Consider the following 26,884-nt stretch of genomic DNA (forward strand, 5'->3'; position numbering starts at 1 on the left):
GCAGCCCAGGGAAGCGACGTGCTCCAGTGACGGGCAACATCTACCGCGGCCAGGCCGGACTGCCGTTCTCCTCGGCGCTGCGGGTCTACGAACCCCTGGAGGCCTTCCCGGCGGAACAGCAGGCTGCCCTGCGCGCGGCGGGGGCCCGGAGCGTTTCCCGGGCGGCCGTTGAAAACGCCGAGCTGCTGGCCTCCCTCGGCCGCATCACCCGCCCGGGCGGGGACCCGTTCCCGACCGGCGCGACGGATCTGGTCAGGATCGTTGCCGTCCCGCGGGGCGACGGTACTGCCCCCGGCGGCACCGCCCCGGACGGCACGGCCCCGGCGGCTGGTCCGGCGGACGCCGGGAGTCCCGACGGCGGGGCTTCGGACTCCAGCGCTCCGGAACGGCTGCTGTTTTGCCCCAGCCAGCTGGTGCTCCGGGCCGGGCTGGCGGCCAACGCCCTGATGGAGGGCATCCATGGGCCGCTGGCGCAGCTGCTCATCCCTGAGGAGCAGCGCGACAAGCACCAGGAGCGCATCGATGAAGTGCGGGCGCATTCCGGGCTGGGCCGCGTGCATACCAGGGCGTCCACCTGGGGCATCCCCTTCAGCTGGTTCTGCCTGTTCAAGGAGTCGGACCCCACGGACGTGGTGGAATCCGAGGGGCGGATTGTCACAGTGCGCATCCGCGCGACGATCGCCGAGTCCCTGGAGCGGGTCCGCTACGCCGTAGCCCATCTCGCCCTGGCCGCCCCGGATCTGGACATGCTCGAGGACCTGACCCAGCTCACCGAATGGCTGGAGCTCTTCCACCCGGAGTCCGTGGTGGAGCTGGACTACGGCGCCGTGGCGGACAAGGTCTACCCGGATGACTCGCCCATGGATGTGCGGCTGGGCATTGAGTGCCTGGCGGAAGGGGACATGACCGGGGCTGCCGCCGCCTACCGCCGGCTGGCCTCCCGCTGGATCCCGATCCGGCAGCTGGCCCGCGCTTCCTGACAGGACCGCCGGGTACTATGCCCGGCCTGCCTGATGCGTCAGAGTCCCCGGCGCGGCGCCGTTCCGGGGCGGCGCCGTCGTGCTTCTGACAATCAGCTGGTGCGGGGCCACCGTGGAGCGCACTGCCCCGGCGACGCCGTCGAGCTCGTCCAGCAGCATTTTCGTGCCCAGTTCGGCCTGCTCGTCCGGGCGCTGCCTGACCGTCGTGAGACCCATGGCCTCGGAAAAGTCGTGGTCGTCGATCCCGATGACGGAGAGGTCCTCGGGGACCTTCACTCCGGCCCGGGTGGCCTCAAAGATGATCCCCATGGCCATCTCGTCCGAGGCGCAGAAGATTGCCGTGGGCTTCCGTCCGGGCCTGTCCCAAAGCCGGTGGAAGGCGTCCTGGCCGCTGCGGACCGTGAAGTCCCCCCATTCGTCCCATTCCTCCCGGACGTTCAGGCCGGCTCCGGCCATGACGTCCTGAAAGGCCTTGATCCTGACCCGGGGGACGTCGAAGTTCAGGTCGGTTTCGTCGTCGCCGTGCAGCAGGGCGATCTCCGTGTGGCCGAGGTCGATCAGGTGCCGCACGGCCGTGGCGGCGGCGGCGTAATCGTCGATCCCGATGTAGGGGCATTCCTCGACGTGGCCGCCGACGACGACCAGCGGGATGTCGATCTTCTGCAGGTGTTCGATTTCCTCATGGGTCAGCGCCATACACAGGACCAGCAGCGCGTCGATCTGTTTGTAGACCATGGTCTTGCTGAAGAGCCGCTCACGGTTGCTGCCGTGGCCGCCCAGGTTGAAGAGCGAGAGGTTGTACTGGCGGGCGTGCAGTTCACGGTCGGCGCCCTCGATGGCCTTGGAGAAGAACCAGCGGCTGACGAAGGGGGCCAGCACGCCGATGGTTTTGGTGCGCCCGGTGGCCAGCCCGGACGCCGAGGAGGAGGCGACGTAGCCCAGGTCTGCGGCGATGCCCAGGATTTTCTCCCGGGTGGCCGGCGAAACCCTGGGCAGGCCGCGGACGGCGCGGGACACGGTGGCGGTGGACACTCCGGCGGCGGCGGCCACATCTTCGATGCTGACACCGGAGTGGCCTCCGCGCTGTGCCCTGTCTGTTGTCTTTGCCACCGTGTCCCCTTGTCGACTCACTACTGCCGCCTCATGCCTGGCGGCCGGAAATACCCGCCCGCCTTCCCCGCGGCAAAAGTGCCCCTGCCAAGCAACGCGGGGTCACTTGCGGCCCGCAAACCCCCTCGGGATGGGCGCTGAGTGACCCCGCCTTCACTTGCGCCGCGTCGCCGTCCTTTCCGGCAGGCGCCGGCGCAGCCGGATTAATCCGTACAGTGCCAGCACCATGGCCAGCAGGCCCAGGGCCCAGCCGAGCGCGGGCTGGCCGGTCACCTCCATCCAGACGGTGATCACCAGCAGCACAAGTCCCCAGAACCCGAGGAGCCCGATGATGATGTCGAAATCCTCCCCGGAGCGGACGTGGCGGTATTCGCTGCGCACCAGACCACGGCTCGACTTGCTGTTCATGGCCAGGCCGTCACTTCACAGCGCCGGCGGTGAGGCCCGCGACGATCTTACGCTGGAAGACCAGCACCAGGATCACCAGCGGAATTGTGACGATCGTTCCGGCGGCCATGATGGCCGTGTAGGGAATCTGCTGCGGCTGGGCCCCGGCGAAGTTGGCAATGGCCACCGTCACCGGCTGGGTCGCATCGTTGGAGAGCTGGCTGGCGATCAGGAACTCATTCCATGAGGAAATGAACGCCAGGATCGCCGTCGTGAAGATGGCCGGTGCCGCCAGCGGCATGATGACCCGCCGGAACGCCTGCCCCTGGGTGCAGCCGTCCACCCGGGCCGCTTCCTCAAGCTCCCACGGCATTTCCCGGAAGAACGACGTCATGGTGTAGACCGTCAACGGGAGGACGAAGGAGATGTTCGGAATGATCAGCGCCTGGTAGGTGCCGATCCAGCCGATATTGGTGAACAGCTGGAACAGCGGGGTGATCAGCGCAACCCCGGGGAACATGGACGCCCCCAGGATGAACCCCAGCACCAGGTACTTGAACCGGAAGTTCAAGCGGGCCAGGGCATAGGCCGCGAAGACGCCAAGCACCAGCGAGATCACTGTCACCGTCACGCCGATGAACACACTGTTCAGCAGCGCCTGGCCGAACTTGTTGCCGAACGAGGTGTCGAAGGCTGTGACGAAGTTGTCGAGCGTCACGTGGGTGGGCAGGAGCGAGGTGTCGTAGGTGTAGCCCACGTCGCGGAACGCCGTCACCACCATCCAGTAAGCCGGTGCGAGGCACCAGATCAGGATGACTGCCGCACTGATGTAGGTGCGGACGCTCGCCCACTTCTCACGGTTCTGGGCTACCTTGCGGCCGCGGTCCTGCCGGGCCCTGAGTTCGGTCGCGGCGGTCATTTCTTCCCCTTACCTGCGCCGGTTTGCTGCTCCACGACGTTAGCTCCGAGGAACCGGACGAAGATGAAGGCCACAATGAAGATGATGATGAACGTGATGGTGGACAGTGCGGCGGCAGCGTTGAAGCCTTGCCTGATCTGGTTGACCACCAGGATGGAGAGTGTGGTGGTGTTGTTGGAGCCTTCCGTCAGGATGTACGGGAGGTCGAACATGCGCAGGGCATCCAGGGTCCTGAAGAGGATCGCGACCATGAGCGCCGGCTTCACCAGCGGCAGGGTGATCATCCGGAACCGCTGCCAGGCTGAGGCCCCGTCGACCTTGGCCGCTTCGTAGACCTCGGCCGGAATCATCTGCAGCCCCGCCAGGATCAGCAGCGCCATGAACGGCGTCGTTTTCCAGGTGTCGGCGATGATGACAGCCCACCGGGCCGGGATCTCGCTGCCCGTCCACAGGATCGTGGTGTTGAACAGTTTGTTGCCGATGCCTTCAAAAGCGAAGATGAACAGCCACAGCTGGGCCGTGACGGCGGTGGGAATGGCCCACGGCACCAGGACGGCTGCGCGGACCAGGCTGCGGCCCCGGAAGGTGCGCGCCATGATGATCGCCATCCAGAAGCCGAGGATCGTCTCGAGCGTCACCGTGACGATGGTGAAGTAGAAGGTCGTCCCGGTGGCGGACCAGAACTGCGAGCCGAGGGTTCCCGGCGGGCAGGCCATGGTTCCGCCGCCCGGAGCGGCGCACTGCTGGAAGATCCAGTTGACGTAATTCGAGAAACCGGCCGGGCCGCCAGCGGTGAAGAGACCCGTGACCGGGTCAAGACCGGCATCCTTCTGGAATGACATCACGATGGCGCTGATGATCGGGTAAACGATGACGATGGCCAGCGCGACGATGGTCGGCGCCAGCAGCCACGAGGCCCACCTGCCCTGGCTCGCGATCGCGTTGTCCTCCCCCACGCCCTTGGGTCCGTGGTGGATCGGGGTACCGCCCGACGCCGGTTCCTTGACCGGCGTCGGGCCCAATTCGGTTGCCATGGCTAGGCTACTGTCCCGCGCTCGCGGATTCGATGGACTTCTGCATATCGGACAACGCCGCATCCACGGTCTTCTCGCCCTTGATGGCCGAGTAGGCATTTTCCTGGATGGCCTTGGTCACGGCCGGGTAGTACGGCGTGACCGGACGCGGCACGGCGTTCTCGATCGAGGTCTTCAGCACCGGGAGGTAGGGCAGCTTGGCTACCAGTTCCTGGTCCTCGTACAGGGCACCGAGAACCGGGGCCAGGGAGCCCTGGATGGCGTAGAACTTCTGGGTCTCTTCAGAGGTGAGGAACTTCAGGAAGTCCAGGGCCGTGGCCTTGTTCTTCGAGTAGACGCTCATGCCGGCGCTGTGTCCGCCCAGCGTCGATGCGCCGGGGCCGTCCTTGCCGACCAGTGCGGTCATACCAAGGACGTCCTTGACCTTCGACGAACCTTCCGTCATGGCCAGGTTGTAGACGTATGGCCAGTTGCGGTGGAACAGGAGCTTGCCGTCCTGGAAGGCCTGGCGGCCCTGTTCCTCCTGGAAGGTGATGGCTTCCTTGGGGATGCTGCCGTCGGCGTAGGCCGCGGCCAGGTTTTCAAGGCCTTCCTTGGCCTCGGGGGTGGTCAGGCTCGGCTTGCCGTCCGCGTCGAGCACGGAACCGCCGGCGGAGTTGATGGCCTCGGAGGCGTTGACGGTGAGGCCCTCGTACTTGGCGTACTGGCCGGCGAAGCAGCCGATGCCGTTCTCCTCGGCGACGGAGCACATGCCCATCATCTCGTCCCAGGTGGTGGGCGCGGTGGGAACGAGGTCCTTGCGGTAGTAGAGGATGCCGCCGTCGGAGTTCTGCGGGGCCGCGTAGAGCGTGCCCTTGTAGGAGGCACTGTCGACCGTCGGCTTCAGCATCGCTGAGGTGTCCAGCGCCATTTTGTCCTTGAGCGGCTGGAGCCAGCCCTTGGCGGCGAACTCTGCCGTCCACACCACGTCCACGCTGACGACGTCGTAGTTGGCGTTCTTGGCCTGGAAGTTCTGGACGAGGTCGTCGTGCTGCTGATCCGCCTGGTCGGTCTGTTCCTTGAACGTGACCTTCTCGTCCGGGTGGGCCGCATTCCACTTCTCGATCAGCGGGCGGACCACGTTGCTGTTGTCCTTGCCCTGGACGTACGTGATGGGGCCACGGCTGTCGAGGCCTTGCTCGGCGTCGGCTCCGGCGGTCGTGCCGCCTCCTCCGCCACCGCCACAGGCGGAGAGAGTCAAGGCTAGAACGCCTGCTGCTGCTACGGGAAGTAAGAACTTCGGTGTTTTCATACTGGGGGCTCCTCGCTGAGTACCGGACAAAAAACGGCGGTGCGTTCGTGTGGTGCCCATCACGATAATCAACATCCGGTGAGGAATGCAAGCGTTTACATAGAACCTTTACAGAAAGGAGACCCTTGCGCCGGGGCCAGGTTTGTGCTCCAGCCCGCGCCGATTCAACGGAAATCCGACCACGGGACGTCTTCAGCGTTCGCGGCAAAAGTTTGTTGCCGATAGCTCACACCGGTCAGCGGACCCGTTCTGCCCGACCAAACCTGGAACGGGCACCCGAAGCGATATGGATGAGCACCAAGGTGCGTTTTCCGAGCGCGACGTCGAGCGCTTCCACGAGGGCGGACACCTCGGCTGCGAGCCGGTGCGGGGCCACACCATGACGGGGCTGGATCCTGATTCTCAGGGCCGGTTCGCCGCGGAATTCGTAGGTGGCAACGGTCGCGCCGGCCAGGTCCGGACGGTCCGCCAAAGCGGCCCGAAGTGCCTGTTCGGCCACTCCGCTGCCGATCCTGACGTTTCCGGGCACCTCGCCGGGATCCTCCCCGGACACGAGGAAGTTGGACCGGCCCTTGCCCTGCTGGGCAACCCAGGCCACCATGGCACCAATCACGAGGAGCAGCATCAGGACCACCACGATCCAGAGCCAGCTCTCCGCGCGGCCCGGGAAGCGCGTGCGTTCGAAGAGGTCCCGCCAGATGCTCCAAACGCCGGCGGCCCAGCCCTGCCACCATGCGGCGACCGCGGGCACAGTCGCCAGCAGGATGAGCAGTACTCCGATGGCGAGGAGCTTGAAGCCGAGGACCCCGATCAGGATCCGGTTGAGGGTTCTGGGGGTGCCGTTCATGCGCCGATCACCCCGCTCGAGGCCACATTGATCCGGGCCTCCGGCGCCGGGGTCAATTCCATCTCCCGGAGCTCATCCGTGACGGCCGTGAGGACGGCATTCCGGCTCAGCGGCACGCCGGAGGTGGGACGGACGTTGACTTCGACCTGCTGCCGGGACACGGTCACCATCACCTGTTCCTGACTCACGTTGGCGGCCAGCCGCGCCCGCCGCGCCAGCGCGGAAGCTATCACCTCGTCGTCCACGACGACGGCGGCGCGGCGGTCCAGCACGATGTGGCGGGCACGGCGTCCCGGAAGGACCGCGTTCAGGAAGAAGAACAGCCCTGCCATGACCAGCACCGCCCCAACGACGCCGAGCAGGAGCGGCGGGACCCCATTCGGGAGCGCCACGACCTGCTCCGCGGCGGTTTGCGGATCCACGAGCCAGGGCGGCTGGCCGACGGCCCGGACCGCAGTCTCCAGCAGGGCGTAGACGCAGAGCGCAATGACAAGCACGGCGGCGATGATCGAGGCCGCAGCCCTGGAGGAGTAAGTTTCGCGCTTGAGGATCTGTTCCACACCCTCGACGCCTGCCCCGGCAGCCGCGGGGTTGCCGGCGGACGGTGCGGCGCTGGGAGCGGGCGGGACGTGGCGTCCGCCGCCGGAATGACGGTCCGTGGCGTGGCTCAATGGACCCGCCCTCCTTCCCTCACGCTGGCGCCGCTGATCCGGATGTCGACGCGGCTCAGCCGGGCACCGCTCAGCTCGGTCACGCGGCGCAGGATGTCGGCTTTTGCGGCGACGGCGCGGTCCCAGACGGAGCCGCCGAAGACCGTGACGCGTCCGGGGTCCCGCAGGATGGAACCCAGCGGCGGGAAGGTGATGGGTGAGACAAGTGACAGTGCCAGCAGCCCGTCGTCGTCGGACCACTCGGCCCGCACCTCATGCGGAGTGACACCAAGCGCCTCTGCCGCGGCTGCCTGGGCCACGCTGGTGAGCGCCTGGGTGCTGATCCTAGTGTGTCCAGCCATCGCGGCGGCGTGGACCGCACCAGCTGTCGCGCTCATGAGGAGGAACGCCGGCCCGTGAGGGCGTCAAGCACGCTGCGCAGGTCCAGTTTCCCTTCCGCGGCGCGGCCCAGCAGGGCTCCGATTCCCATGAACAGCAGGGCGCCCAGAAACCCCCATACGCCGAACTGGAAGGACATGAACGCGACAAAAGCGCCCATTGCGATTCCCACAACCGTCAGACTCACTGGATTGCCTCCCTTGAAGGCCGGGTCTCGGCCGGGGTGCCGGGCTTCGCCGGGCCGGGCACGTAGACGTCGTTGATCTCGATGTTCACTTCGATGACCTGGAGCCCGACGAGTTCCTCGACGGCCGCGTACACGGCGGCACGGATCTGGTCCGCCAGGGCGTAAAGGGGCGTGCCGTACAGCGCCACCAGATCTATGTCGACAGCTACCTGGGTTTCACCGACCTCGGCGCGGACACCGGCGGCGTGGTCCGAGCTGCCGACGGCGTCCCGGAAGGCGCCGAGGGCGCGGGACGGGCCGCTCCCCAGGGAGTACACCCCGGGGACGGAGCGGGCGGCGATGCCCGCGACCTTCGCGACGGCGGTTTCGGAAATGACGGTGCGGCCGGCGCCGGGCAGCGGCAGGTCGGCGGCCAAACCAGGCACCGGGACCGCTGCGGGCTGGGAATTCTGGTATTCCATGGAGCACTCCCCCTTCTCTTTGTGACCACCCTAGTACCTGCCAACGACAAGGTGGCCGGTTGGCCCGGCAGGCCACGAACTCGGAAGGGGCCCGGCCCAGGGCCTTGCCGGCCCGAGTCGCCGGAATTGGCCCTGCCCAGGAGAGACCAAACCGGTCAGCGTGTCGAGGCCAGCCTCCTGTAGCTGAAGGACTTGAGCGTCAGGGACCCCTCTGCCGTGACGGCCTTGATGGTCGGCGCGCCCGCGGTTGGGAAAACGAGTGACGTCATGGTCTTTTCCCCGCCATTGATGAAAAGCTCTACTGAGCAATAGTCGACGAATATTGTTAGCTCGACTTTCCCTTCGCGCGGTGGGCTGACGGTGCGCCGCGATGCCCGATAGTCCGGGTGGAGTTCGGCCTTGCCGGCGGCGGCAGCATCGGCATCGCGGGAAATGAATGCCGATTCACCCGCGAAGTCATATCCGACCGTCGCGAACGTCCCCTGGTCGCTTCCAAGCTCGATCCTCGCTTCGGTTCCGTCGTCGCCTGCCCTGCGTTCAAGCGTCACGTCGAGCCTGTATGCCCCGCCCTCCGGAGCCGGGAGCTGCCCTGCGCCATCCTGTGTCATTCGACGTTCCCCGACCGTTGCCACCGGTCCTTCAATAGACTTCATGGCAGCTGTGGGGCTGGACACCAGGGTCGGCTTTCCCATGATGGACTTCAGCCGGATGTCGCGCACGATGGAGTCGGTGCCGCCGTGCCAGTCCCTGGTGGGAAGCTGCCGCGCGTACGTCCAGTTGTTCATCCACCCGATGGCGTGCCGGGAGGACATCCGCTGGCTTTCGGTAAGCCTGGGATCGTCCCACGTCACGGCAGCGTAGAAGTCGGAGCCGGCGTCGAGCCACTGATGCGCGGCGTCAGAAGCTGTGAAACGGGTTCCGTCCCACGAGCCGGTCCAGTAGGCAACGCCCGTGGTGAATCCCTCTTCGCTCCCATTGGCGCTGGCGGCCAGGACCCAGGTTCGCTTGGACGGATCCCCGTCGAGATCCAGTTGGAAGAACTCCGGGCATTCCAGGGTGCCCAGACCGGTGCGTTCGATGCCCGAAGAGTAGTGCCAGTCCTTGAGGTCCGTCGAGGTGTACATGCCGATCTTCTCGCCTTCGGCCAGTGCCATCACCCATTGGCCGTTGGCTTCATCGCGGATGATCTTAGGATCCCGCCAGTGCGGTTCGCCGGGATTTTCCATGATGGGGTTCTTTTCATACCCGGTGAACGAGTATCCGTTGTCGGTGGAATAGAACAGGGATTGCCGCTGGATGCCCTGGTCCTGTTGCGTCATCACCGCGATAACGGCCCCCTTGCCGAAGCCGGCTGAGTTGTCATGGTCCACCACGGCGCTTCCGGTCTCGATGTCGCCCAGCCCGTTTTTGTACTTGGCGATCGCCACCCCTTCGTCTTTCCAGTGCACCAGGTCTGTGCTTGTCAGGTGGTACCACTCGGTGCCGTTTTCCTTGGGATACCCGGCATTGTAGAGGTAGTAGTAGTGCCACAGCCCGTCCAGCAGGATCGGTCGCTGCGGGTCATTCATCCAGTTTTTGCCGGGCGTGATGTGATAGCTCGGCCGGAACTCGGATGCCCCCTCGGGCCGGTCGAAAGCTGAAGCCGCGGGCGACGACGTCTGCCGCGGCACGCCCAGATCGGCGAGCATGGATGCAACTGCTTCGGAAGACATGCACTCCGGGCGGACGACTTCACCTGTTCCTGCGCGGACGACCCGGTTTTCCACGCTGGACGTGATCTCCACGTCATCTCCAATCCGTGCGGCTGCCACCCACCCATCAGGGCATTCGATGCTCCGCAAATCCGCCACGCCTTCGGTCCGGATCGGATGCGTCAGTTTCTCAAGGGTGCGGTCACCACCGCTGAGCCAATAGGAGCCGTATCGGCCATGGGATGCCATTGCTTCGGCCTGGGCGCCGGCGATGCCCATGAGTGCCGTCTCGACCTGGCCGCCGGCGGCCGGACGGGATCCCGTCGCCGTCGGGACCAGCGCCACCGCGACAAGAACCGCCGAGGCCGCTGCAGCCACAACAATCCAGATCGTGCGGGGGCTCAGCATTCCGGGAGGGAATCGTACAAGGTCTCTCACAATTCAACATTCCTGATTCTGGTGGTGACGCGACGCCGTCATCTGAGGCCCGCACATACAGAGGATGGAGGCGCCCGGATTCCCGGGCGCCTCCTCCCTGTTACTGCCTCATGGATGAACTACTTGTAGTGGCCGGCCCCGCCGACGTTGACGTTGGTGGGCAGGTAGCCGAACGGGCCGAGGCCGTTCTGGCCGAAGGTGCGGTCCACTGCGGAAACACCGTCGCGGAAGTTGATCTTGACGGTGGGCGAGAGGGAGCCTCCGCGGACGCCGTTGACGTTGTCAATGAAGGACTGCACCAGGCCGCCGGGCTGCACGTAGTGCGAGTAGGCCTGGAACTGGCGGCCGTTCTGGTTGGGTGTGGGAGCTTCCGGGGACTCGGACGGCAGGTTCAGGTCCGTCGGTGAGCCCAGGGCCAGGCCGCTGTTGTTCATCGGCTGGTAGTCGGACCGGACGCCGTCGCCGACGAAGCCGTAGACCCCGTCCGGGCCGCGCATGCCGGCGGCGTAGGTGAACTGGTGGCTGATGGTGAACAGGTAGTACTTGTTCTTCCCGTTTTCATTCTGGATGAAGATCTGCGGACGTTCGGTCTGGTCGTTGACGCAGTTGGCCGAGAGGATCGGGGGCAGGAAGGACCACTTGGTCAGGTCCTTGTTGTCCGCGACGGCGAGGCCCACATTGGCGGTCTGGAAGTAGGCGCCGCTGCTGTTGACGGTGTTCACGTTTTCGGCATTGGGGTCACCGGGCTGATAGCCCAGGTCCTCGGCCTTGCATTCGTACTGTCCGCGCGTACCGCCGGTGTTGCCTTCGAAGACCATGAAGGTCTTGCCCGGGTGGGCGGGGTCCGCAAAGGTGTACGGGTCACGGAAAGCGAAGCCCGGGTTCTGGGCCTTGGTCTGGTACATCGTGCCATCCGGTTCCAGCAGCTTGGTGTGCTGGAACCCGTCGAAGGTGACCCCGTTCTGGTCGGCGTGGATCTTGCCCAGCGCCTTGGCGATGGCAGCGTCCGGGGCGATGCCGCCGCCGCCGGTGTTGCGCTCGGCCACATCGTAGAACGTGGTGGCCGTGTAAAAGACGTTGACCTGGTTGCCCTGCATCAGGCGGGTGGAACCGGACCATTCAGTGTTGCCGATCGAGGCGCCGTCTGCGAAGACGTGGCCTCCGTAGTTCCACTTGTCCTTGGCCGGGTCGGCGTTGGTTTTGCGGAAGAAGTAGCCGATCCGGGCATTCCAGTGGCGCTGGTCGAAGCCGTAGCCGGCGTCGCGGTCGGCGACCAGGGAGAAGACGACGTCCCAGCCCTTGTAGCTGATCTGGTTCGCGTTCTCGTCCGTCAGTGACCAGGTGTCCCAGACCCAGACGTCCTCATTCATGGTAGGGAAGTCCTCGGGAATTTCCGGCATGGTGACGTCGGGGCTCATGGAGTTCACGCCGGGAGCCACCGTGGGGTCGCTCTGCGCCATGATCTGCTTGGCATCGGCGCGGGTCCACTTGGAGGTGAAATCCGACGCCGGATCGTAAGCCTGTTGGCTGTGCTTGGTCGGAAGCGGGAAGCCGGGAGTGGGTGCCGGCATCTGCGCTGCCGGCGGGTCCGCAGGCTCGTTGGCGTGGGCCGAGGGTGCGGCCAGGAACGCCGAGGCTGCAACGGCTGCGACAACGGCGGCCGTTGAACGCCGTAGCCGGCCGCGGGGTGCGGTGGGGTGCTTGTGCATTTACTGCTCTTCTCGCGGAGTTGAGACCATTCGTGGAAGAAGGGCGGGTGCCCTCTTTTCCCGACATGCCGACAGCCCCGACAACACCGCAGGCGTCATCGAGGACGCCATCGTGTCGAGGGACGGGGCTTCGGTAGGGCCCCGTATTGGCGACTCGGAAAGGACTCCTTTCCTGTGCCGGTTTCCACGCTATGCAAGCCGGAGCCTGCTTATCAAACCGTGATTCGAGGCCGGGAAAGCTGAGCTTTGGCGCATTAGTGCAAGCGCTTACATTGCCCACTCCGCGCGCGTGCCACAGGAATATTCGCGCGTCAAACACTGCCCCATAAATCAGATTTAGTGTGAAATGTCACCCTCCCGCTACGGGCAATTCGCAGCCTCCCCCGCACCCTGGGCATCCGTTCCGAGCCGGTCACCAGCACCTCCTTATACATTGCCCGGCCCTCTAGCCCGTTGGGCTGCATGTGGCCCCTGGGCAGGGCTCGCCACCCGAAGCGCACGGTGGCAGCCGGCCGGACGTCCAGCAGGGCATGAGCTGCTCCGCAACAGCCGTTTTGTTCCGCCAGAAGGGCAGCTACGGAGCAGTGAATGGGAGTTAAAGAAGAAAAGCACCAGTTCCGAAGAACTGATGCTTCCCAGTGGTGGCTCCGACCGGCGTCGATCCGGTGACCTTTCGATTTTCAGTCGAACGCTCTACCAACTGAGCTACAGAGCCTAGGTGACATGTCACCATGAGAGCCGGAATTTCTTCTGGCAATCAGAGCGACCCTGACGGGACTTGAACCCGCGACCTCCGCCGTGACAGGGCGGCGCGCTAACCAACTGCGCTACAGGGCCTTGCTATTTTCTTGCTTCTCTGCAGTATCGCTACCGCAATTTTTCAAGGCCTTTAGCCTACCAGACTTTCACACCCGGTTTGACCAGTTCCTTGCGTACCCCCAACGGGATTCGAACCCGTGCCGCCGCCGTGAAAGGGCGGTGTCCTAGGCCGCTAGACGATGGGGGCCAGGACGCCATCCGGACGAAACCTGTTGAAACAAGGGCAAAAATTAAGGGCCGAAGCCTTTCGTTTTTGTCCTTTCGGGTTCCTCCGAACTGGACTATAAAACTATAAGGGCAGACCCCCGGATTATCCAAAATCGGCGGTTGCCGCCTGCCGGGACGCTCAGCTTCGCCGGCCCAACTCCTGCTGCGCCCGCTCCACATCGCCGGCCGAATCCAGGTCACCCTTGGCCCGCAGTCCGGCGATGACGCCGTCCACATCGGCAGCCGGCCGGTTCTGGCTCAGCTTCCGCTTCGCCTCGACCCTCGCGATGACAAGCTCGACGCCGACAATCGCCCGGAGCTGCCCGGCAATGAAAGCCGCAGGTGCGTCGTCGACGGTCCAGGGCTTTGCCGACTCTGCTTCATGCAGTGCGGTCAGCCGCCGGACCAGGCCTTCCACCCAGGCCGGGTCGTCATGGATGACCAGCCGGCCATAGACGTGCGCCGTGGTGTAGTTCCACGTTGGCACCACCCGGCCGTGTTCGGCCTTCGACGGGTACCACGACGGGGAGATGTACGCATCGGGATGCTGGATGATGACCAGGGATTCGCCCAGTGCCGGCAGCCGCCACTGGGCGTTGTTCCGGGCAAAATGCCCCAGCAGAGCCCCGTGGTCGCCGACCTCCGGGTCATAGACGAACGGCAGCAGCGTCGCAAGCAGTCCGTCCTCTGTCGAGGTCACCAGGTTGGCTGCGCCCGGGTTCGAGAGCAACTCGTTGATGGCGCCCTTGTCGGCGACGAAATGCGAGGGGACGTACATGGGAGCTTCCTTTTGTCGGTTGTGTTGCGGCGGTGTGATGCGGGACGGCTGGCAAGCTCAGGCTACGAGCATGACAGCCAGGGTGACCATGACCAAGGCGATGCCGCCGTCGAGCACGCGCCAGCTGCCCGGCCGGGCGAACACCGGTGCGAGGAACCGGGCACCGGCGCCGAGGGCGGCGAACCAGGCGATGCTGCCCAGACCGGCCCCGCCAGCGAACCACCACCGCCCGTCCGGGCCGTGGGTGCCGGCCAGGGAGCCCAGCAGCAGGACGGTGTCCAGGTAGACGTGGGGGTTGAGCCAGGTCAGGGCGAGGCAGGTCCCCAGGGCGGCCGCCCATGTTCCGGGCTTCCCGGCCGACAGCTGGGACGCCTGCGTTCCGCGGATGGCCCGCCGTGCCGCCATCAGGCCGTAGGCCAGGAGGAAGGCGGCACCGGCCCAGCGCACGACGTCGAGAACGCCGGGCGCCTGCTCGATGAGGACGCCCACCCCGGCCACGCCCAGCACAATCAGGACAAGATCGGAGAGGGCACACACGGCAACCACCAGCAGCACGTGCGAGCGCTGCACTCCCTGGCGGAGCACGAAGGCGTTCTGCGCACCGATGGCGACGATTAGGGACAGCCCGCTGGCCAGGCCTGAAAGGAGAGAGAGGATCACGGGCTCCACGCTAGGGGCCCCATGAACATGAGACCAGTTAATAATTGTTGGCCAACATAAGATGAACTAATGATAGATATCCATCCGGACCAGGCCCGGACCCTCGCGGCCATCGTGGCCCTCGGAAGCTTCGAGGCCGCCGCGAGCCACCTCCGGGTCACGGCGTCGGCGGTGAGCCAGCGTGTCCGCGCCCTCGAAGTGGCCGTCGGCCGGCCGGTGTTGAAACGGACCCGCCCAGTCGAGCTCACCTCCTCCGGCCACGCCGTGGTGCGCTTCGCCCGGCAGTTGGACATGCTCTCCGCCGATCTGGCCGCGGAGCTGCAGCCCGGCGCGCAGGCCGCCAGCGTCCGGCTGACGCTGGTCATCAACAGCGATTCCCTGCATACCTGGGCGCTGCCGGGGCTGGCGGCCGTGGCCGACAAGGTCCAGCTGGAAATTCTGCGCGAGGACCAGGACTACTCGCTGGAGCTACTCCGCAGCGGCGCCGCGGCCGCAGCCATCACCGCCACGGAGAAGGCGGCGCCGGGCTGTTCCTCCCGGCGCCTGGGCGTCATGCGCTACCTGCCGGTCTGCACGCCGGATTTCGCCGCCCGGTGGTTCGCGGGCGGGGCAACGGCGGAGACGCTCGCCGCCGCCCCGGTCATCGTCTTCGACCGCAAGGACGAGCTGCAGGACCGGTACCTGCGGTCAGTGAGCCGCACAGTGCTCCAGCCGCCGCGGCACTATGTTCCGGCGGCCCATGAGTTCGGCGAGGCCATCCGCTGGGGGATGGGGTGGGGGCTGCTCCCCGAGATCGAAGTGTCGGAGGAACTGAAGCGCCGCACGCTGGTTTCCCTGGACCCCGCCGCGCACGTCGACGTGCCTCTCCACTGGCAGCAGTGGCGGTACGGATCGGCGGCCCTCGACGGGGTCGCAGCGGCGATCCAGGCCGCCGCCCGCCCCCTCCGGTGAGCCGCGGGCCGCGGCTGCGCCCCGGCTGGCAGGAACTCGACTAGACATGGCCGATTTCCGCCAGTCCCGGGGCCGCTGCGCGGACTAGATTGGCAGCATGGCAACAACCGCCCAGACAGGCTCCCCCCAGCCGGACAGCTCGCACCCGGACGGCACCCACGAAGTGCCGCCGCATGCTCCCGCCCCCGTTTCCGCGCCCAAGACCCCGACGAAGACCCCGCAGCCGGGCCAGATCAGCAGGCTCGGCATCGCCGCCGTCGTGGTCACCGTGGTGCTGTGGGCGTCCGCCTTTGTGGGCATCCGGGCCGTGGGGCCGAGCTTCTCCCCCGGCTCCCTGACCTTGGGCCGGCTGGCGATTGCCGCCGTCGTGCTGGGCCTGGTGGTGCTGCCGCAGCTTCTGAAAAACGGCAACCTCCCGCGGGGCCGCGAATGGTGGCCCATCCTGGCTTACGGTGTTATGTGGTTCGGCGGCTACAACGTGGCGCTGAACGCCGCGGAGCACCTCCTCGATGCCGGCACGGCCGCGCTGCTGATCAACGTCAACCCGATCCTGGTTGCCATCATGGCCGGGTTGATCCTCAAGGAGGGCTTCCCGCGCTGGCTGATTATCGGCAGCCTCGTCGCGTTCGGCGGTGTCGCGGTGATCGCGCTCGGTTCGGGCCAGCGGTCGACGGCGGACGTCACCGGGGTGCTGCTGTGCCTGCTGGCGGCGGCCCTCGCCGCAGTGAGTGTCATCGTGCAGAAGCCGGTGCTGCGCAAGTTCCCCGCCGCCCAGGCCACCTGGTTCGGGATCATGGTCGGCGCCGTCTGCTGCCTGCCCTTCAGCGGCCAGCTGGTCGCCGAACTGCAGGCGGCCCCGCTGCCGGCCACCCTGGGCCTCGTCTATCTCGGCGTTTTCCCCACCGCGATCGCCTTCACCACCTGGGCCTATGCCCTGTCACTGATCGACGCCGGCCGGCTCGCCGCCACCACCTATCTGGTGCCCGGCACCACGATCCTGATCTCCTGGCTGGTGCTCGGCGAGATCCCCACCGTCTGGGGCCTGGTCGGCGGCGCGATCTGCCTCGTGGGGGTGGGGCTGACGCGGCGCCGGTCCCGCTGATTCGGCGCTAGAGTTTCAGCTATGCCCGCCTCCCTGCCGCCAGGCCTCCCGATCATTCCGAGCGGCCCGGACGGGCCGGACGACGGCGCGAACGGCGGCGGGAACGGCGGCGGCCACGACCACCCGCCGTTCCCGATGTCCGAGACCGATTTCGAAGCCGCGGTGAACGACGCCCTGGACCGGATCCCGCCGGAACTCGCCAAGACCATGAACAACGTGGCCATCTTCATCGAGGACGACTACACACCCCAGCCCGGCGACGATCCGGATACCGTGCTGCTGGGCCTCTATGAGGGTGTGCCGCTCACCGAGCGGGACTCGTGGTGGGACGCCGGCTCGCTGCCGGACCGCATCACCATCTACCGCCAGCCGATCCTGGACATCTGCGAAACGCGCGAGGACGTGATCGACGAAGTGACGGTCACGGTGGTGCATGAGATCGCACACCACTTCGGCATCAGCGACGATCGACTGCACGAGCTCGGCTGGGGCTAGCCTTGTAGGCATGGGACACGACCACAGCCACTCACACGGCCTTACCGGCACCGCAAAGCACCGGAAGCGCCTGGTCGCGGTCCTGGCCATCACCCTCGCCGTCGTCCTGATCCAGATCGTCGGCGCGCTGGTTTCCGGTTCCCTCGCCCTGCTGGCCGACGCCGGCCACATGCTGTCCGACGCAGCCGGGGTGTTCATCGCCCTGCTGGCCGCCTGGATCGCCGCCCGGCCGGCGAGCGACCAGCGCACCTACGGCTACCAGCGCGCCGAGGTGCTGGCCGCCCTCGCCAACGCCCTGGTGCTGATCGTGATCTCGGTGGTCATTTTCACTGAGGCGATCCGCCGGCTGGGCTCCGCCCCCGAGGTGCAGACCGACGTCATGCTCTACGCGGCGGTCCTCGGCGCCGTCGCCAACCTCGTGTCCCTGCTGATCCTCCGCGGCGCCCAGAAGGAGAGCCTCAACGTCCGCGGAGCGTACCTTGAGGTCCTGGGCGACCTGCTCGGTTCCTTTGCCGTGATCGCCGCCGCCGTGGTCATCATGGTCACGGGCTTCCAGACGGCGGACACCATCGCCTCGATCGTCATCGCGCTGATGATCCTGCCGCGCGCCTGGCACCTGCTCCGCGACGTGGTGGACGTGCTGCTTGAGGCCACCCCGAAGGGGGTGGAAGTGCAGATGATCCGCGAGCACATCCTTGCCGTGGAGGGTGTGGTGTCCGTGCACGACATCCACATCTGGACCATCACCTCCGGCGTGCCCGTGTTTTCCGCCCATGTGGTGGTGGAGGATGCGGCGCTGGGTGCCCGCGGCGCCGACCAGATCCTGGACAAGCTCGTCAGCTGCCTGGGCTCGCACTTCGACACCGAGCATTGCACCTTCCAGCTGGAACCGGTCTCCCACGCGGAGCACGAATCACACCAGCACGCCTGAGACCCGGGGCACTGGCCCTGCATTGCCGGCCGGGGGGCCACCTTTAGGAGAGCACGTCCTTGGTGACGAACCGGCCGTACGCAAGCGCACCGAACACGGCGACGTAGCCGCCCTGCAGCAGCGCATTGGTGAGGAAGGACTCCCAGGCGATGGGCTGGCGGAGCAGGTCGGCGAAGTCCAGCCAGTAGTGGCTGAACAGCCACGGGTGCAGCCATTCCAGCTGCGGCAGCGCGTCGAGGACCTGTGAGACCACCGAGAGCACCACCGTGGACGCCATCGCCCCCACGGGGACGTCCGTGAGTGTGGACATGAAGAGACCGATCGCCGACAGTCCCATCAGGGACACGGCAAGATAGGCGGCAATCAGCAGCAGCCGCTGCAGTGCCTCCGCCGCCCCGATCGAGTCCCCGGAGAGCAGCGTGACCGGCCCCACGGGGAAAAGCGCCGCACCGATGCCGGCCCCGACCAGCGCCACTGTGAGCGGCGCCGCGACGGCGAAGGCCACGGCCCCGGCGTATTTCACGAGCAGCAGCCGGACCCGGCCCGCGGGCGCCGCCAGCAGGTACCGCAGGGTACCCAGCCCGGCCTCGCCGGCCACAGTATCGCCTGCGACCACCCCCACGGTCAGCGGCAGGAACAGCGGGACGGAGACCAGCATGGCGGTCACGCCGACAAACAGTCCGTTCTGCGAAATGCGGTCCAGGAACGCCGGCCCCCGGCCGGGCGGCACCGCGGAGGACAGCCGCACCGCCACGGCGATCAGGATCGGAATGGCCGCCAGTGCGCACAGCATGGCCCACGTCCGGCGGCGGCGGAAGAGGACGCCGAGCTCGGACGCGAGCAGACCGCGGCCCCACTGCCCCCGCGGTGTGGACACAACGGCGGGGCTGGATTCCCTACTGGACAACGTCAAAGCCCTCCCCCGTCAGCGCCACGAAGCGGTCCTCCAGGCTGACCTGCTCGGTGGCGAAGCCCCGGACCCGGACGCCGGCGGCCACCAGGGCGGCCACCACCGCCTCCGGCGCCACGGCTCCGTTACCTGCCGCCGCGGGAAGCGGCGCGTAGAGCACCTCACCGCCGCCGGGGATGGCACTGCCGGAACCCGTTGCCGCGCTCAGGCCCAGCCGGGCCAGCACCGCGGCCGCGGTCCCCGCGTCGGGCGTCAGGACCCGGATCCGCGCCTGTCCGCCCTGGCGCAGTTCCGCGAGGGTTCCCTGCGCCACCAGCCGGCCCGCGCTCATGATGGCGGCGTGGGTGCAGATCTGTTCCACCTCGGCCAGCAGGTGGCTGGAGACGAACACAGTGGCGCCGTCGGCAGCGAGCGAGCGGACCAGGCTGCGGACCTCCCGGGTGCCCTGCGGATCCAGTCCGTTCGTGGGTTCGTCCAGGATCAGGAGGTCCCGGGGAGCGAGCAGGGCATTGGCGATGCCGAGCCTCTGCTTCATGCCCAGCGAATAGGCCCGGACCTTCTTGTCCGCGGCGTGAGTCAGTCCCACCCGCTCCAGCGCCGACTGGACCCGGGCCTTCCGGGTGGCGGCGGGAACATGCGGGTCGGCGGCGTCGAACCGGTGCAGGTTGGCCGCACCGGAGAGGAACGGATAAAACGCCGGCCCCTCGACCAGGGCACCCACGCGGGGCAGCACCCCGTGCAGTTGCCGCGGCATTTCCTCGCCGAGGAGCCGGACGGAGCCACCCGTGGGCGCGGCGAGCCCGAGCATGAGCCGGATCGTGGTGGTCTTTCCTGAACCGTTGGGGCCCAGGAAGCCGAAGACCGATCCCGTGGGCACGGCCAGATCAACGCCGTCGACCGCCAGCTGGTGGCCGAATCGCTTGCTGAGACCGGTGGTCTCGATGCTCAGTTCCGTCGCCGGCGCGGCGGCCGTCACGCGGCGGTCACCGGGTGGTTCGCCGACGGGTTCACCAACGGGTTCACGGCGCCGTGGCGGCGGCCTGCAGCCGCTCCAGCGGCACGGAACCGGCGAGGATCCGCCCGTCGTCGAGGATCAGCACGTTCACCAGCGACGTCGACACGAGGCGTCCGCCCGGGACGGCGACGGCGGCCTGCTCCAGCAGGGCGGCGGGCCCGGACGCGGTCCCTTCCTGGTCGGAGGGTTCAGCCTGCAGGGGCTTGGCGGGGAATTCGAGCACCGAGGCCCACCCCGTGCCGGTGACGGCGGGCCTCTTCGCGGCCTTCGCCGCGGCAGCGTCCGACGGCGGCAGGGCGTCGGCGGCTTTGTGGTCCGGCAGCGGGATTTCCTCCACGGTGGCCCCGGGCGGTGGGGTGAAGTTGAAGATGGCGGCATCCGGGGCCTCAAGGGTGAGGCTCGTGTAGGCCACGCTGAAGGCCGGCTCGGCCTGTCCCCGCGCCTTCACTTCGACGCCAAGCGGAAGTCCGCTTTCGCCGTCGACCGCGATGGCGACGGAATCCACGAGGGTGGCATCCGTCGTCGGGGTCAGCACGAGGTTGTAGGCCGCCCGTCCGGCAATCTGGACATCCGGCCCGACGGTCACGTCGGTGCTCGCGTCGAGTTTGGCGAGCAGCTTGCCGGCCAGGTCCTCGGGGGTCGCCGCGGCTCCGGGGCCGCCTGCGTGGCGGCCGGCTGCATCGGCGGGAAGCTGGGCGTGGGCTGCCGTGTTGTCCTTGGAATTGTAGAACCAGAGGTCGTCACCGTTGCGGACCGCGTTCCGTTCCGCCATCCGGTCCATGATCTGCACCCGGGCCTTGGAGGGCCCGTCCAAATAGACGCGGGCTGTGTGCGGTCCGGTCAGCAGCTCCAGCCAGGCGGTCTCCGGGGAGCCCGCACCGGGCCCGGCCTTCGGAAGTTCGGGCAGGCCGATCTCGGAGCTTTGTTCCAGCGTCCCGGACAGGGCTTTCTCGCCGTGCTGGGCGATCATGAGCAGCACCTGCTGCGGGGTCTTCTCCGGCAGCGGGTCTCCGGCGCTCGCGGGAAGGGATCCGGACAGGACGCCGGCCGCGATCACGGCAGGCACCACCACGGCGGGCATCCAACGCAGCCATTTGCGCGTCATCGCGACCGCGCTCCAACCTTGCAGTTCATGATTCAACACTACGCCCGGGAGTGGCGCGTTTCACCCTTTCACCGGGAGACATTGCCGGCAGATGCATCCGGGCAGCCAGCCGCTTGGGCTGGGGCCCGGCGGCGCGGCTAAGCGAAAACATTCAACGTCAACTCGACCGCCCCGAGCACGAGCGCGAGCAGCGACGTCCCGAGTCCGGCGACGAGCAGCAGCCCCGGGTGGGCGAGACCCACGACGACCCGCCTGAGCCGTGGCCTCCGGCGCAGGAATTTCTTGGGCACTCCGGCTGGCGCCGGGTCCTGTTTCCAGCCGCGAATCCGGCGCAGGAACCACGCGCAGCGGATGATGAAGGCCAGCCAGAGCACGGACACCACGAGGGGAACCGCGGCCAGCAGGAGGTTGAATCCCAGGGCAGTGACCTCCCGCTCTGAAGCACCGACGAGGGACTGAATGGTGGTGGAGATCGAGGCGCTCATGACCACTGAGACACCCCACACGAGGAACGCTGCCGAGAGGGCGAGGAAGCGGACGAAAAAGTGGCCAAGCACGGAGTCCTTCCGCGGCTTGAGGTACCGGCGGGGAGTAGCGTGCAGCAGTGCGATGGTCGCCAGCAGCGTGGGCAGCGCGGCCATTCCGACCATCACATACCAGGACCATCCCGCAAAGTCCAAGAAATCGTCTGCAACGATCAGGGCTGCCCAGAACCCCGTCCAGGCCCAGCCGGCGGTGAGTGGGTGGCTGACCAGCCAAGTGGGGAGCCAGGGATCGCCGACGCTGGGCGCCGCGGGTCGGGGCTCCGCCAGTTGTTCGGGCGCCGGCCCGGGTTCGCCCGTCACATGCGGCGGACCTTGGACGTCACTCATGAGCCCACTCTAGCTACGCACCCGGCGGACCGGTGTTCGGCACGACGGTGCCGGCGGCGCCGTCGACCGTGACGCTGTCCCCGGTCGCGATCAGCGTGGTGGCGTCCGGAACCCCGACCACAGCGGGAATCCCGTACTCCCGGGCGACGACGGCGCCGTGCGAGTTGGGACCGCCCATTTCCATCACCAGTCCGCCGGCGGTCAGGAACAGCGGCGTCCAGCCCGGGTCCGTGGATGGCGCCACGAGGATCTCGCCGGGCTCCAGATGCGCGCCCTGCGGCTCCAGGATGACTCGGGCCGCGGCGGTAACCGTGCCCGCCGACGCCGGCGTGCCCGTCAGCAGTCCCGCGGGTCCGGCCTCCGCCCCGGGAACGCCGGCCTGCAGCGCCTCAGGTTCCGTCCCGTCCGAGAGCAGCACCCGCGGGATGCGCCGGCGGCCCAGTTCCTGGGCGTACGCTTCGCGGCGCTGCGTCACGACGTGGTGCAGCTGCTTCCCCGCGAGGCCTTCGCGGACCTCGGCCAGGTCCAGGAAGAAGACGTCGTCCGCTGCGGTGATGCTGCCGGCGGCCGCGAGTTCGGTCCCGATGGCCTGGAGCTGCCGGCGCACCGCGGCCAGGGCCTCGACGATGTGGTACTTCGGCAGTTCCCGCAGCCCGGCGAACATCCTGGTGCGTTTCAGTGCCGCCCGCACCAGCGCTGCCCGCAGCCTGCCCCGCTGCCCGGCGGCGGCAACAAGCCGCTCCACGTGGGACTCTGCATCGCGGGCCGCTTTGCTGAACAGCAGGTCGGGGGCCTGGCCCGGATCGTCCAGCCGCAGGTAGTTGGCCAGGACTCCGAGGATATGGGCCGGGTCGTCGGACCAGCGCGGCATCCCGAGGTCTATTTCCGCCACAGCACGGTGCCCGTAGCGGCCCAGGAAGCCGGCGAGCCCGGACTGCACGACGGCGGGCAGCTCACGGGCCCGGTAGCGGCGGACCAGCTCCGGCACCCCCGCGCCGTCGAACGCTGAGTCGTCGAACACCGCGGCGGATCCGGCGTCGGCCCGGATGGCTGCGGCGAGCTGCCAGAGCGCCAGGTCCATTTCGGTGGTCACGTTGTGGGGAAGTCCCCGCAGCACCGGCTGCAGTGACCCCGGGCCGGCACCGGGCCCCAGCAGCCGGCCGGCGGCCGCCAGGAGGGCGAAGCCCAAGGCGGGCAGCGGCAGGATGTTGGGTACCACGGGGAAGAGCTCCTGCCCGAGGATGCGTTCGACGTGGTCCAGCCGCTGCACCGGGGTGGACCCGGCCGGCACGACGAGGGCGGCCCGGAATCGTTCGCCGAACCGTTCCGCCCGGCGCAGCGCGGCCTCGGGCCGGAACAGGGCACGGAGCAGCGATTCCGGGACCCTGGCCCGCGCCGCCACGGGGCCGACGTGCCGGAGCACCTGCCAGGGGGACCTGCTGGTGACGGAGAAGCGGGGGTCCGCGAACAGCCGCCGCAGCACGGCGGCGGAGCGGGCCTCCATAATGTCGAACACGCGTGGCACGATGGCCCGTCCCACGGCGCTGCGCACCACCGGGGTCAGGTCGAAGAAGATGCGCTGGCCGGCCTGGACGTACGGCGAAGGCCCGTTGTGCGGCACGGGAACGTCGAATTTCGCGGCCCGTGCCACGGACGAGGCAATCAGCCGGAAGCCTGCCAGTCCCATCGGGGTCAGCGGGCGGGTCAGGCCCTGGGCAAGGCTGAAGCACAGGTACACGCGTGTCCCGGGCCGGTCCCGGGGCAGCTCCGGCAGCGGGTAGAGGGTGGTGATGGGCCGCGACTGCGTCAGCCACACCGCTCCGCCGCCGTCGATGGCCCATTCGAGGTCCTGCGGCGCGCCAAAGTGCACCTCCGCGCGCCGGCCAAGCCGCTCCAGCGCCAGGACCTGGGCATCGTCCACGCTGGGCCGGGACCATGAGCCGGGCTGGTCGATGCGTTCGGTTCCGCCGCCCGGCCGTGGCCTGATGGCCACCCCTTTGCCCCCGGTCCGGCGCTCGAGAATTCTTCGCGTGGCGCTGTCGACGACGAAGTGGTCCGGGTTGACCGCCCCGGACACCACCGCCTCGCCAAGCCCGGGGCTGGCATCGATGACCGCCTCATGCCGCCGTCCGGTCACCGGATTCGCGGTGAACAGGACACCGGCCACGGCCGCGTCCACCATCTGCTGGACCACCACGGCCAGTGACACGGATGAGGGGCTGATCCTGTGGGTGGCGCGGTAGCTCACGGCGCGGTCCGTCCAGAGCGATGCCCAGCACTGCCGGACGGCGGCCAGGACGGCGTCGGCGCCCACAACGTTCAGGAAGGTGTCCTGCTGGCCGGCGAAGCTGGCGAACGGGAGGTCCTCGGCGGTCGCGGACGAGCGCACCGCCACCGGGGCGTCCGTTCCCAGTGCCGTGTAGGCGGCCCGGACGGCCTCGGCAATGTCAGTGGGGATGTCGGCCGTCAGGACCAAGGCCCGGCCGGCGGCGGCCAGCCGGGCGAGCCCCGGAAGGTCAGCCGGGGCGGTCGCTGCCAGGCCGGCGTGGACCACCTCGAGCCCGGCGGGCGCAGTGGCGCGCCGGTAGGCCTGTGTGGTCAGGCAGAAACCGGCCGGAACCGGCAGCCCGGCCCGCCGCAGTTCGCCGAGGTTGGCTGCTTTGCCGCCGACGTCGGGCAGCAGCCCGGCGCCGACGAGGTCCAGTGCGAGCACGAGCTGTTCCACCTGCCGGCCCTCCCTTCAGCGAGGAAGCCCTCGGGCCAGGGCCCGGGTTCGGGTACGCCCCGGGCTATGAATCGCCGAGGATGGGTCCGAAGTTCACCCGGTCCGCCAGCCGGGGATCGTCCCGGTCCGGGACCACCATGACGGGGCCTTTGGCGTGGTGCAGGATCCCGTCCGAGGTGGAGCCGAGCAGCATCCCCGCAAAGCCGCCGCGTCCGCGGGTGCCGACGACCACCAGTTCCACGTGCCGGCTGGCCTCGACGAGGATGTCCACGGGCGAACCGTCCACGAGCTGCGCCTCCACCGTGAGGTGCGGGAAATGGCTCCTGATCCAGGCCGTGCCGGCCTCGAGCTGGACCCTGATGTCGGCGAAAAGCGCATCACGGTCCATCGGCGCGGGCACCCAGGCGAGCGAACCGCTGTACTGCGGGACGGCGCACACCACCCGCAGCGGGGCCGAGAGGCGCTCGGCCTGCGCCGCTGCCTCCAGCACCGCCACGCGGGCCTGTTCGGAGCCGTCGACCCCCACCACCACCACGTTTTCGACCGGGAAGTGACCGGACTTCGCCCGCTCCGCGAGGACATGCTTGTCGTCGGTGGTTTCGCCGAGGCGGTCGGCGCAGATCAGGGGCACGGTGACCGTGGGGCATTTGGCGTGCGCGGGGAGGGCGCTGCTGACGGAACCGAGCAGCCGTCCAACGAAACCGCCCCGGCCCCGCGTGCCGAAGACCAGCAGCTCGGCGGTCTCGGACATTTCCAGCAGCACGCCGGAGGCATCGCCGTTCTCGACGGAGGCGTCGACGTCGATCAGGTACCCGGACACCTTGTTCACGGCCTGCTTCAGGATGGCCTCCGCGCCCTCGCGGATCACCGAATCATCAACGGTGGCGTAGCCGCCGTCGAGCCCTGACGCCGCGAAGATCGGAACGGAATAGGCAGTCACGATGTGCAGCGGACGATTGCGGCGCTCGGCTTCGCGGGCGGCCCATACCAGGGCGCACTTGCTGTGGTCTGAACCGTCGACACCGACCACGATCCCCCGGGGAGCCGCGGACCCGCCGGGGGTCTCCCCGGCCGGATCCGGATGCACCTGTTCTCGGCCCATGGGGTCCGCCTCCTCGCGATTCTTGCCTGATGTTGCGGCTATTCTGCCAGACGTGTCCGCGTGCAGCGTCCATTGGCCACGCGCCCGAAGAATCTGCGGCTAGAACCCCTGGTTTTTACAACTATTCTCGGTTTTCGGGGAACTAGCAAGCGCGTTGGAGGGCCCCCCGACGGCTGATCGCCACGCAGGTTTTACCCAGTGTTTACACGGCGTCCGGCAGCCCCGGAGGACGGCGGAAGGAGGCGGCGATGCCGCCCGAAAAGCCCGGGAATTCCCGGTTGGACCAATGTGGCGGCTGCTCTATCCAAGGCCGGAAATGTTAGGTAGTCTTCGAGGCGTTGCTGAACCGAGACTCGTGTTTCAGAACGCGGATCCTGCTGTTGGGGCATGGAGAGGCGCGTTCTGGGCGGGCAGCGGAAAAGCGTCCGGGGCATCGGCCCCGCGACTGGCACCATTCGAGGAGGGACCCTGCAGTGTCGACCATGCCTATGTCCGGTGGTATCGAACGGACCGCAGCCGTCGTGATCGGCACCGGTCTGTCCGGGCTGGCGGTTGCCAGCGAACTGCAGCGGCGCGGCGTGGACTCCATCATTGTGGACGGGCTCGATCTGCTGGGAGCCGGGCATCCGGCCAACACCTCGTCCCTGCAGCGCTGCGACGCGGCCGACGCCGCGAGCCTGCGGGAGCGCAATGAGATCCTCCGGCACCTGCGGAACTACGCCGCCAGCCACAAGCTGGACGTCCGGAACAACATCCGGGCCCTGCAGCTGGACCACGTCGATGCCGGCGTCACCGGCCCGGCCCAGCAGTGGGCTGTCCGCACCCCCGGCGGCGTCCTCCTGGCCGATCACCTCGTCCTGACGCGCTGTGCCCACAGCCAGCTGCGCCGGATGCTTTCCGAGCTCGGCATGACCGCGGGGCAGAACCTGATGGCGGCCATGCACGCCCTCGGGATGTACCTCGTGGGCGTTGGCGAACTCATTACGCCGACGCCGAAGGAAGTGCTGCGCCAGGCGAAGGTCGTGGGCCAGGCGATCTCGGCCAAGGTCTACCCCGACGGCTTTCCCGCCGTCCTCCCGGGATACTACGACCTCGCCGCGCCTGCCTAG

Annotated in this window: 26 protein-coding genes and 3 tRNA genes; 6 read left to right on the forward strand and 23 right to left on the reverse strand. The window is 67.9% G+C overall.

The window, feature by feature from the left end:
• The first annotated feature begins 26 nt into the window (after positions 1-26).
• Complete coding sequence (locus ABIC21_RS05495) at positions 27-980, forward strand: DUF8083 family protein (RefSeq protein ID WP_354349413.1); 954 nt, start codon at positions 27-29, stop codon at positions 978-980.
• A gap of 15 nt (positions 981-995) precedes the next feature.
• Here ABIC21_RS05495 and ABIC21_RS05500 read toward each other — a convergent pair whose 3' ends face one another.
• The 17 genes from ABIC21_RS05500 to ABIC21_RS05580 all read right to left on the reverse strand — a co-directional run bounded on the left by ABIC21_RS05500 (position 996) and on the right by ABIC21_RS05580 (position 14,567).
• A complete protein-coding gene (locus ABIC21_RS05500) occupies positions 996-2,090 on the reverse strand; it encodes a LacI family DNA-binding transcriptional regulator (RefSeq protein ID WP_354349414.1) in 1,095 nt (364 codons plus the stop codon).
• A 153-nt stretch (positions 2,091-2,243) separates the two neighbouring features.
• The gene (locus ABIC21_RS05505) at positions 2,244-2,498 is read right to left on the reverse strand and encodes a hypothetical protein (protein ID WP_354349415.1); all 255 of its coding nucleotides are present in this window, start codon (positions 2,496-2,498) and stop codon (positions 2,244-2,246) included.
• A 10-nt stretch (positions 2,499-2,508) separates the two neighbouring features.
• The gene (locus tag ABIC21_RS05510; RefSeq protein WP_354349416.1) at positions 2,509-3,396 is read right to left on the reverse strand and encodes a carbohydrate ABC transporter permease; all 888 of its coding nucleotides are present in this window, start codon (positions 3,394-3,396) and stop codon (positions 2,509-2,511) included.
• Complete coding sequence (locus ABIC21_RS05515) at positions 3,393-4,430, reverse strand: carbohydrate ABC transporter permease (RefSeq protein WP_354349417.1); 1,038 nt, start codon at positions 4,428-4,430, stop codon at positions 3,393-3,395. The genes ABIC21_RS05510 and ABIC21_RS05515 overlap by 4 nt, the downstream gene beginning before the upstream one ends.
• Positions 4,431-4,437: 7 nt before the next feature.
• A complete protein-coding gene (locus tag ABIC21_RS05520) occupies positions 4,438-5,721 on the reverse strand; it encodes an ABC transporter substrate-binding protein (RefSeq protein WP_354349418.1) in 1,284 nt (427 codons plus the stop codon).
• A 235-nt stretch (positions 5,722-5,956) separates the two neighbouring features.
• Entirely contained in the window at positions 5,957-6,568 is a 612-nt protein-coding gene (locus ABIC21_RS05525; RefSeq protein WP_354349419.1) for a hypothetical protein, read from the reverse strand.
• On the reverse strand, positions 6,565-7,239 hold the full coding sequence (locus tag ABIC21_RS05530) for a hypothetical protein (protein WP_502935956.1): 675 nt from the start codon (positions 7,237-7,239) through the stop codon (positions 6,565-6,567). The genes ABIC21_RS05525 and ABIC21_RS05530 overlap by 4 nt, the downstream gene beginning before the upstream one ends.
• Positions 7,236-7,616, reverse strand: coding sequence for a hypothetical protein (locus tag ABIC21_RS05535; protein ID WP_354349420.1), 381 nt, complete (start codon positions 7,614-7,616; stop codon positions 7,236-7,238). Before ABIC21_RS05535 ends, ABIC21_RS05530 begins: the two co-directional genes overlap by 4 nt.
• Complete coding sequence (locus ABIC21_RS05540; protein ID WP_056427875.1) at positions 7,613-7,804, reverse strand: hypothetical protein; 192 nt, start codon at positions 7,802-7,804, stop codon at positions 7,613-7,615. The genes ABIC21_RS05535 and ABIC21_RS05540 overlap by 4 nt, the downstream gene beginning before the upstream one ends.
• A complete protein-coding gene (locus ABIC21_RS05545; protein ID WP_354349421.1) occupies positions 7,801-8,265 on the reverse strand; it encodes an Asp23/Gls24 family envelope stress response protein in 465 nt (154 codons plus the stop codon). Before ABIC21_RS05545 ends, ABIC21_RS05540 begins: the two co-directional genes overlap by 4 nt.
• 155 nt (positions 8,266-8,420) lie before the next feature.
• The gene (locus ABIC21_RS05550; protein ID WP_354349422.1) at positions 8,421-10,235 is read right to left on the reverse strand and encodes a glycoside hydrolase family 32 protein; all 1,815 of its coding nucleotides are present in this window, start codon (positions 10,233-10,235) and stop codon (positions 8,421-8,423) included.
• A 278-nt stretch (positions 10,236-10,513) separates the two neighbouring features.
• Positions 10,514-12,103, reverse strand: a complete 1,590-nt coding sequence (locus tag ABIC21_RS05555; protein ID WP_354349423.1) for a glycoside hydrolase family 68 protein — start codon at positions 12,101-12,103, stop codon at positions 10,514-10,516.
• Between the two features lie 639 nt (positions 12,104-12,742).
• A tRNA-Phe gene (locus tag ABIC21_RS05560) sits at positions 12,743-12,818 on the reverse strand.
• Positions 12,819-12,866: 48 nt separating this feature from the next.
• Positions 12,867-12,940 (reverse strand) — tRNA-Asp (locus ABIC21_RS05565).
• A 96-nt stretch (positions 12,941-13,036) separates the two neighbouring features.
• Positions 13,037-13,109 (reverse strand) — tRNA-Glu (locus tag ABIC21_RS05570).
• Positions 13,110-13,268: 159 nt separating this feature from the next.
• Positions 13,269-13,907, reverse strand: a complete 639-nt coding sequence (locus ABIC21_RS05575) for an FMN-binding negative transcriptional regulator (protein WP_354349424.1) — start codon at positions 13,905-13,907, stop codon at positions 13,269-13,271.
• A gap of 57 nt (positions 13,908-13,964) precedes the next feature.
• The gene (locus ABIC21_RS05580; protein WP_354349425.1) at positions 13,965-14,567 is read right to left on the reverse strand and encodes a LysE/ArgO family amino acid transporter; all 603 of its coding nucleotides are present in this window, start codon (positions 14,565-14,567) and stop codon (positions 13,965-13,967) included.
• Positions 14,568-14,636: 69 nt separating this feature from the next.
• Between ABIC21_RS05580 and ABIC21_RS05585 the strand changes: the two genes are divergently transcribed.
• The 4 genes from ABIC21_RS05585 to ABIC21_RS05600 all read left to right on the forward strand — a co-directional run bounded on the left by ABIC21_RS05585 (position 14,637) and on the right by ABIC21_RS05600 (position 18,046).
• Positions 14,637-15,518: an ArgP/LysG family DNA-binding transcriptional regulator gene (locus tag ABIC21_RS05585; protein WP_354349426.1), complete on the forward strand. Its 882-nt coding sequence runs from the start codon at positions 14,637-14,639 to the stop codon at positions 15,516-15,518.
• Positions 15,519-15,615: 97 nt separating this feature from the next.
• Positions 15,616-16,620 carry a DMT family transporter gene (locus tag ABIC21_RS05590; RefSeq protein WP_354349427.1) on the forward strand — a complete coding sequence of 335 codons (1,005 nt, stop codon included), beginning with the start codon at positions 15,616-15,618 and terminating at the stop codon, positions 16,618-16,620.
• Positions 16,621-16,641: 21 nt separating this feature from the next.
• Positions 16,642-17,115 carry a metallopeptidase family protein gene (locus tag ABIC21_RS05595; protein ID WP_354349428.1) on the forward strand — a complete coding sequence of 158 codons (474 nt, stop codon included), beginning with the start codon at positions 16,642-16,644 and terminating at the stop codon, positions 17,113-17,115.
• A 10-nt stretch (positions 17,116-17,125) separates the two neighbouring features.
• Complete coding sequence (locus tag ABIC21_RS05600) at positions 17,126-18,046, forward strand: cation diffusion facilitator family transporter (protein WP_354349429.1); 921 nt, start codon at positions 17,126-17,128, stop codon at positions 18,044-18,046.
• 43 nt (positions 18,047-18,089) lie between these two features.
• Here the strand turns inward: ABIC21_RS05600 and ABIC21_RS05605 are convergent, their stop codons facing one another.
• The 6 genes from ABIC21_RS05605 to ABIC21_RS05630 all read right to left on the reverse strand — a co-directional run bounded on the left by ABIC21_RS05605 (position 18,090) and on the right by ABIC21_RS05630 (position 25,775).
• A complete protein-coding gene (locus tag ABIC21_RS05605; RefSeq protein WP_354349430.1) occupies positions 18,090-18,923 on the reverse strand; it encodes an ABC transporter permease in 834 nt (277 codons plus the stop codon).
• A 19-nt stretch (positions 18,924-18,942) separates the two neighbouring features.
• Positions 18,943-19,932, reverse strand: coding sequence for an ABC transporter ATP-binding protein (locus ABIC21_RS05610; protein ID WP_354349431.1), 990 nt, complete (start codon positions 19,930-19,932; stop codon positions 18,943-18,945).
• A gap of 43 nt (positions 19,933-19,975) precedes the next feature.
• The gene (locus tag ABIC21_RS05615) at positions 19,976-21,076 is read right to left on the reverse strand and encodes a LolA family protein (RefSeq protein WP_354349432.1); all 1,101 of its coding nucleotides are present in this window, start codon (positions 21,074-21,076) and stop codon (positions 19,976-19,978) included.
• Between the two features lie 137 nt (positions 21,077-21,213).
• The gene (locus tag ABIC21_RS05620; protein WP_354349433.1) at positions 21,214-21,948 is read right to left on the reverse strand and encodes a hypothetical protein; all 735 of its coding nucleotides are present in this window, start codon (positions 21,946-21,948) and stop codon (positions 21,214-21,216) included.
• 13 nt (positions 21,949-21,961) lie between these two features.
• Complete coding sequence (locus tag ABIC21_RS05625) at positions 21,962-24,673, reverse strand: PEP/pyruvate-binding domain-containing protein (protein ID WP_354349434.1); 2,712 nt, start codon at positions 24,671-24,673, stop codon at positions 21,962-21,964.
• A gap of 64 nt (positions 24,674-24,737) precedes the next feature.
• Positions 24,738-25,775, reverse strand: a complete 1,038-nt coding sequence (locus ABIC21_RS05630; RefSeq protein WP_354349435.1) for a universal stress protein — start codon at positions 25,773-25,775, stop codon at positions 24,738-24,740.
• A gap of 482 nt (positions 25,776-26,257) precedes the next feature.
• Here ABIC21_RS05630 and ABIC21_RS05635 point away from each other — a divergent pair, with 482 nt between their 5' ends.
• Complete coding sequence (locus tag ABIC21_RS05635; protein ID WP_354349654.1) at positions 26,258-26,884, forward strand: NAD(P)/FAD-dependent oxidoreductase; 627 nt, start codon at positions 26,258-26,260, stop codon at positions 26,882-26,884.

This window comes from Pseudarthrobacter sp. PvP090, from assembly GCF_040547365.1.
Lineage (GTDB): Bacteria > Actinomycetota > Actinomycetes > Actinomycetales > Micrococcaceae > Arthrobacter.

Coding starts and splice junctions, on each gene's coding strand:
- ABIC21_RS05510 (WP_354349416.1), bottom strand. CDS start 3,396: ATGACCGCCGCGACCGAACTCAGGGCCCGGCAGGACCGCGGCCGCAAG.
- ABIC21_RS05630 (WP_354349435.1), bottom strand. CDS start 25,775: ATGGGCCGAGAACAGGTGCATCCGGATCCGGCCGGGGAGACCCCCGGC.
- ABIC21_RS05535 (WP_354349420.1), bottom strand. CDS start 7,616: ATGAGCGCGACAGCTGGTGCGGTCCACGCCGCCGCGATGGCTGGACAC.
- ABIC21_RS05635 (WP_354349654.1), top strand. CDS start 26,258: ATGCCTATGTCCGGTGGTATCGAACGGACCGCAGCCGTCGTGATCGGC.
- ABIC21_RS05525 (WP_354349419.1), bottom strand. CDS start 6,568: ATGAACGGCACCCCCAGAACCCTCAACCGGATCCTGATCGGGGTCCTC.
- ABIC21_RS05620 (WP_354349433.1), bottom strand. CDS start 21,948: ATGAGTGACGTCCAAGGTCCGCCGCATGTGACGGGCGAACCCGGGCCG.
- ABIC21_RS05615 (WP_354349432.1), bottom strand. CDS start 21,076: ATGACGCGCAAATGGCTGCGTTGGATGCCCGCCGTGGTGGTGCCTGCC.
- ABIC21_RS05590 (WP_354349427.1), top strand. CDS start 15,616: ATGGCAACAACCGCCCAGACAGGCTCCCCCCAGCCGGACAGCTCGCAC.
- ABIC21_RS05505 (WP_354349415.1), bottom strand. CDS start 2,498: ATGAACAGCAAGTCGAGCCGTGGTCTGGTGCGCAGCGAATACCGCCAC.
- ABIC21_RS05545 (WP_354349421.1), bottom strand. CDS start 8,265: ATGGAATACCAGAATTCCCAGCCCGCAGCGGTCCCGGTGCCTGGTTTG.
- ABIC21_RS05515 (WP_354349417.1), bottom strand. CDS start 4,430: ATGGCAACCGAATTGGGCCCGACGCCGGTCAAGGAACCGGCGTCGGGC.
- ABIC21_RS05600 (WP_354349429.1), top strand. CDS start 17,126: ATGGGACACGACCACAGCCACTCACACGGCCTTACCGGCACCGCAAAG.
- ABIC21_RS05555 (WP_354349423.1), bottom strand. CDS start 12,103: ATGCACAAGCACCCCACCGCACCCCGCGGCCGGCTACGGCGTTCAACG.
- ABIC21_RS05585 (WP_354349426.1), top strand. CDS start 14,637: ATGATAGATATCCATCCGGACCAGGCCCGGACCCTCGCGGCCATCGTG.
- ABIC21_RS05520 (WP_354349418.1), bottom strand. CDS start 5,721: ATGAAAACACCGAAGTTCTTACTTCCCGTAGCAGCAGCAGGCGTTCTA.
- ABIC21_RS05575 (WP_354349424.1), bottom strand. CDS start 13,907: ATGTACGTCCCCTCGCATTTCGTCGCCGACAAGGGCGCCATCAACGAG.
- ABIC21_RS05550 (WP_354349422.1), bottom strand. CDS start 10,235: ATGGGCATCGCCGGCGCCCAGGCCGAAGCAATGGCATCCCATGGCCGA.
- ABIC21_RS05595 (WP_354349428.1), top strand. CDS start 16,642: ATGCCCGCCTCCCTGCCGCCAGGCCTCCCGATCATTCCGAGCGGCCCG.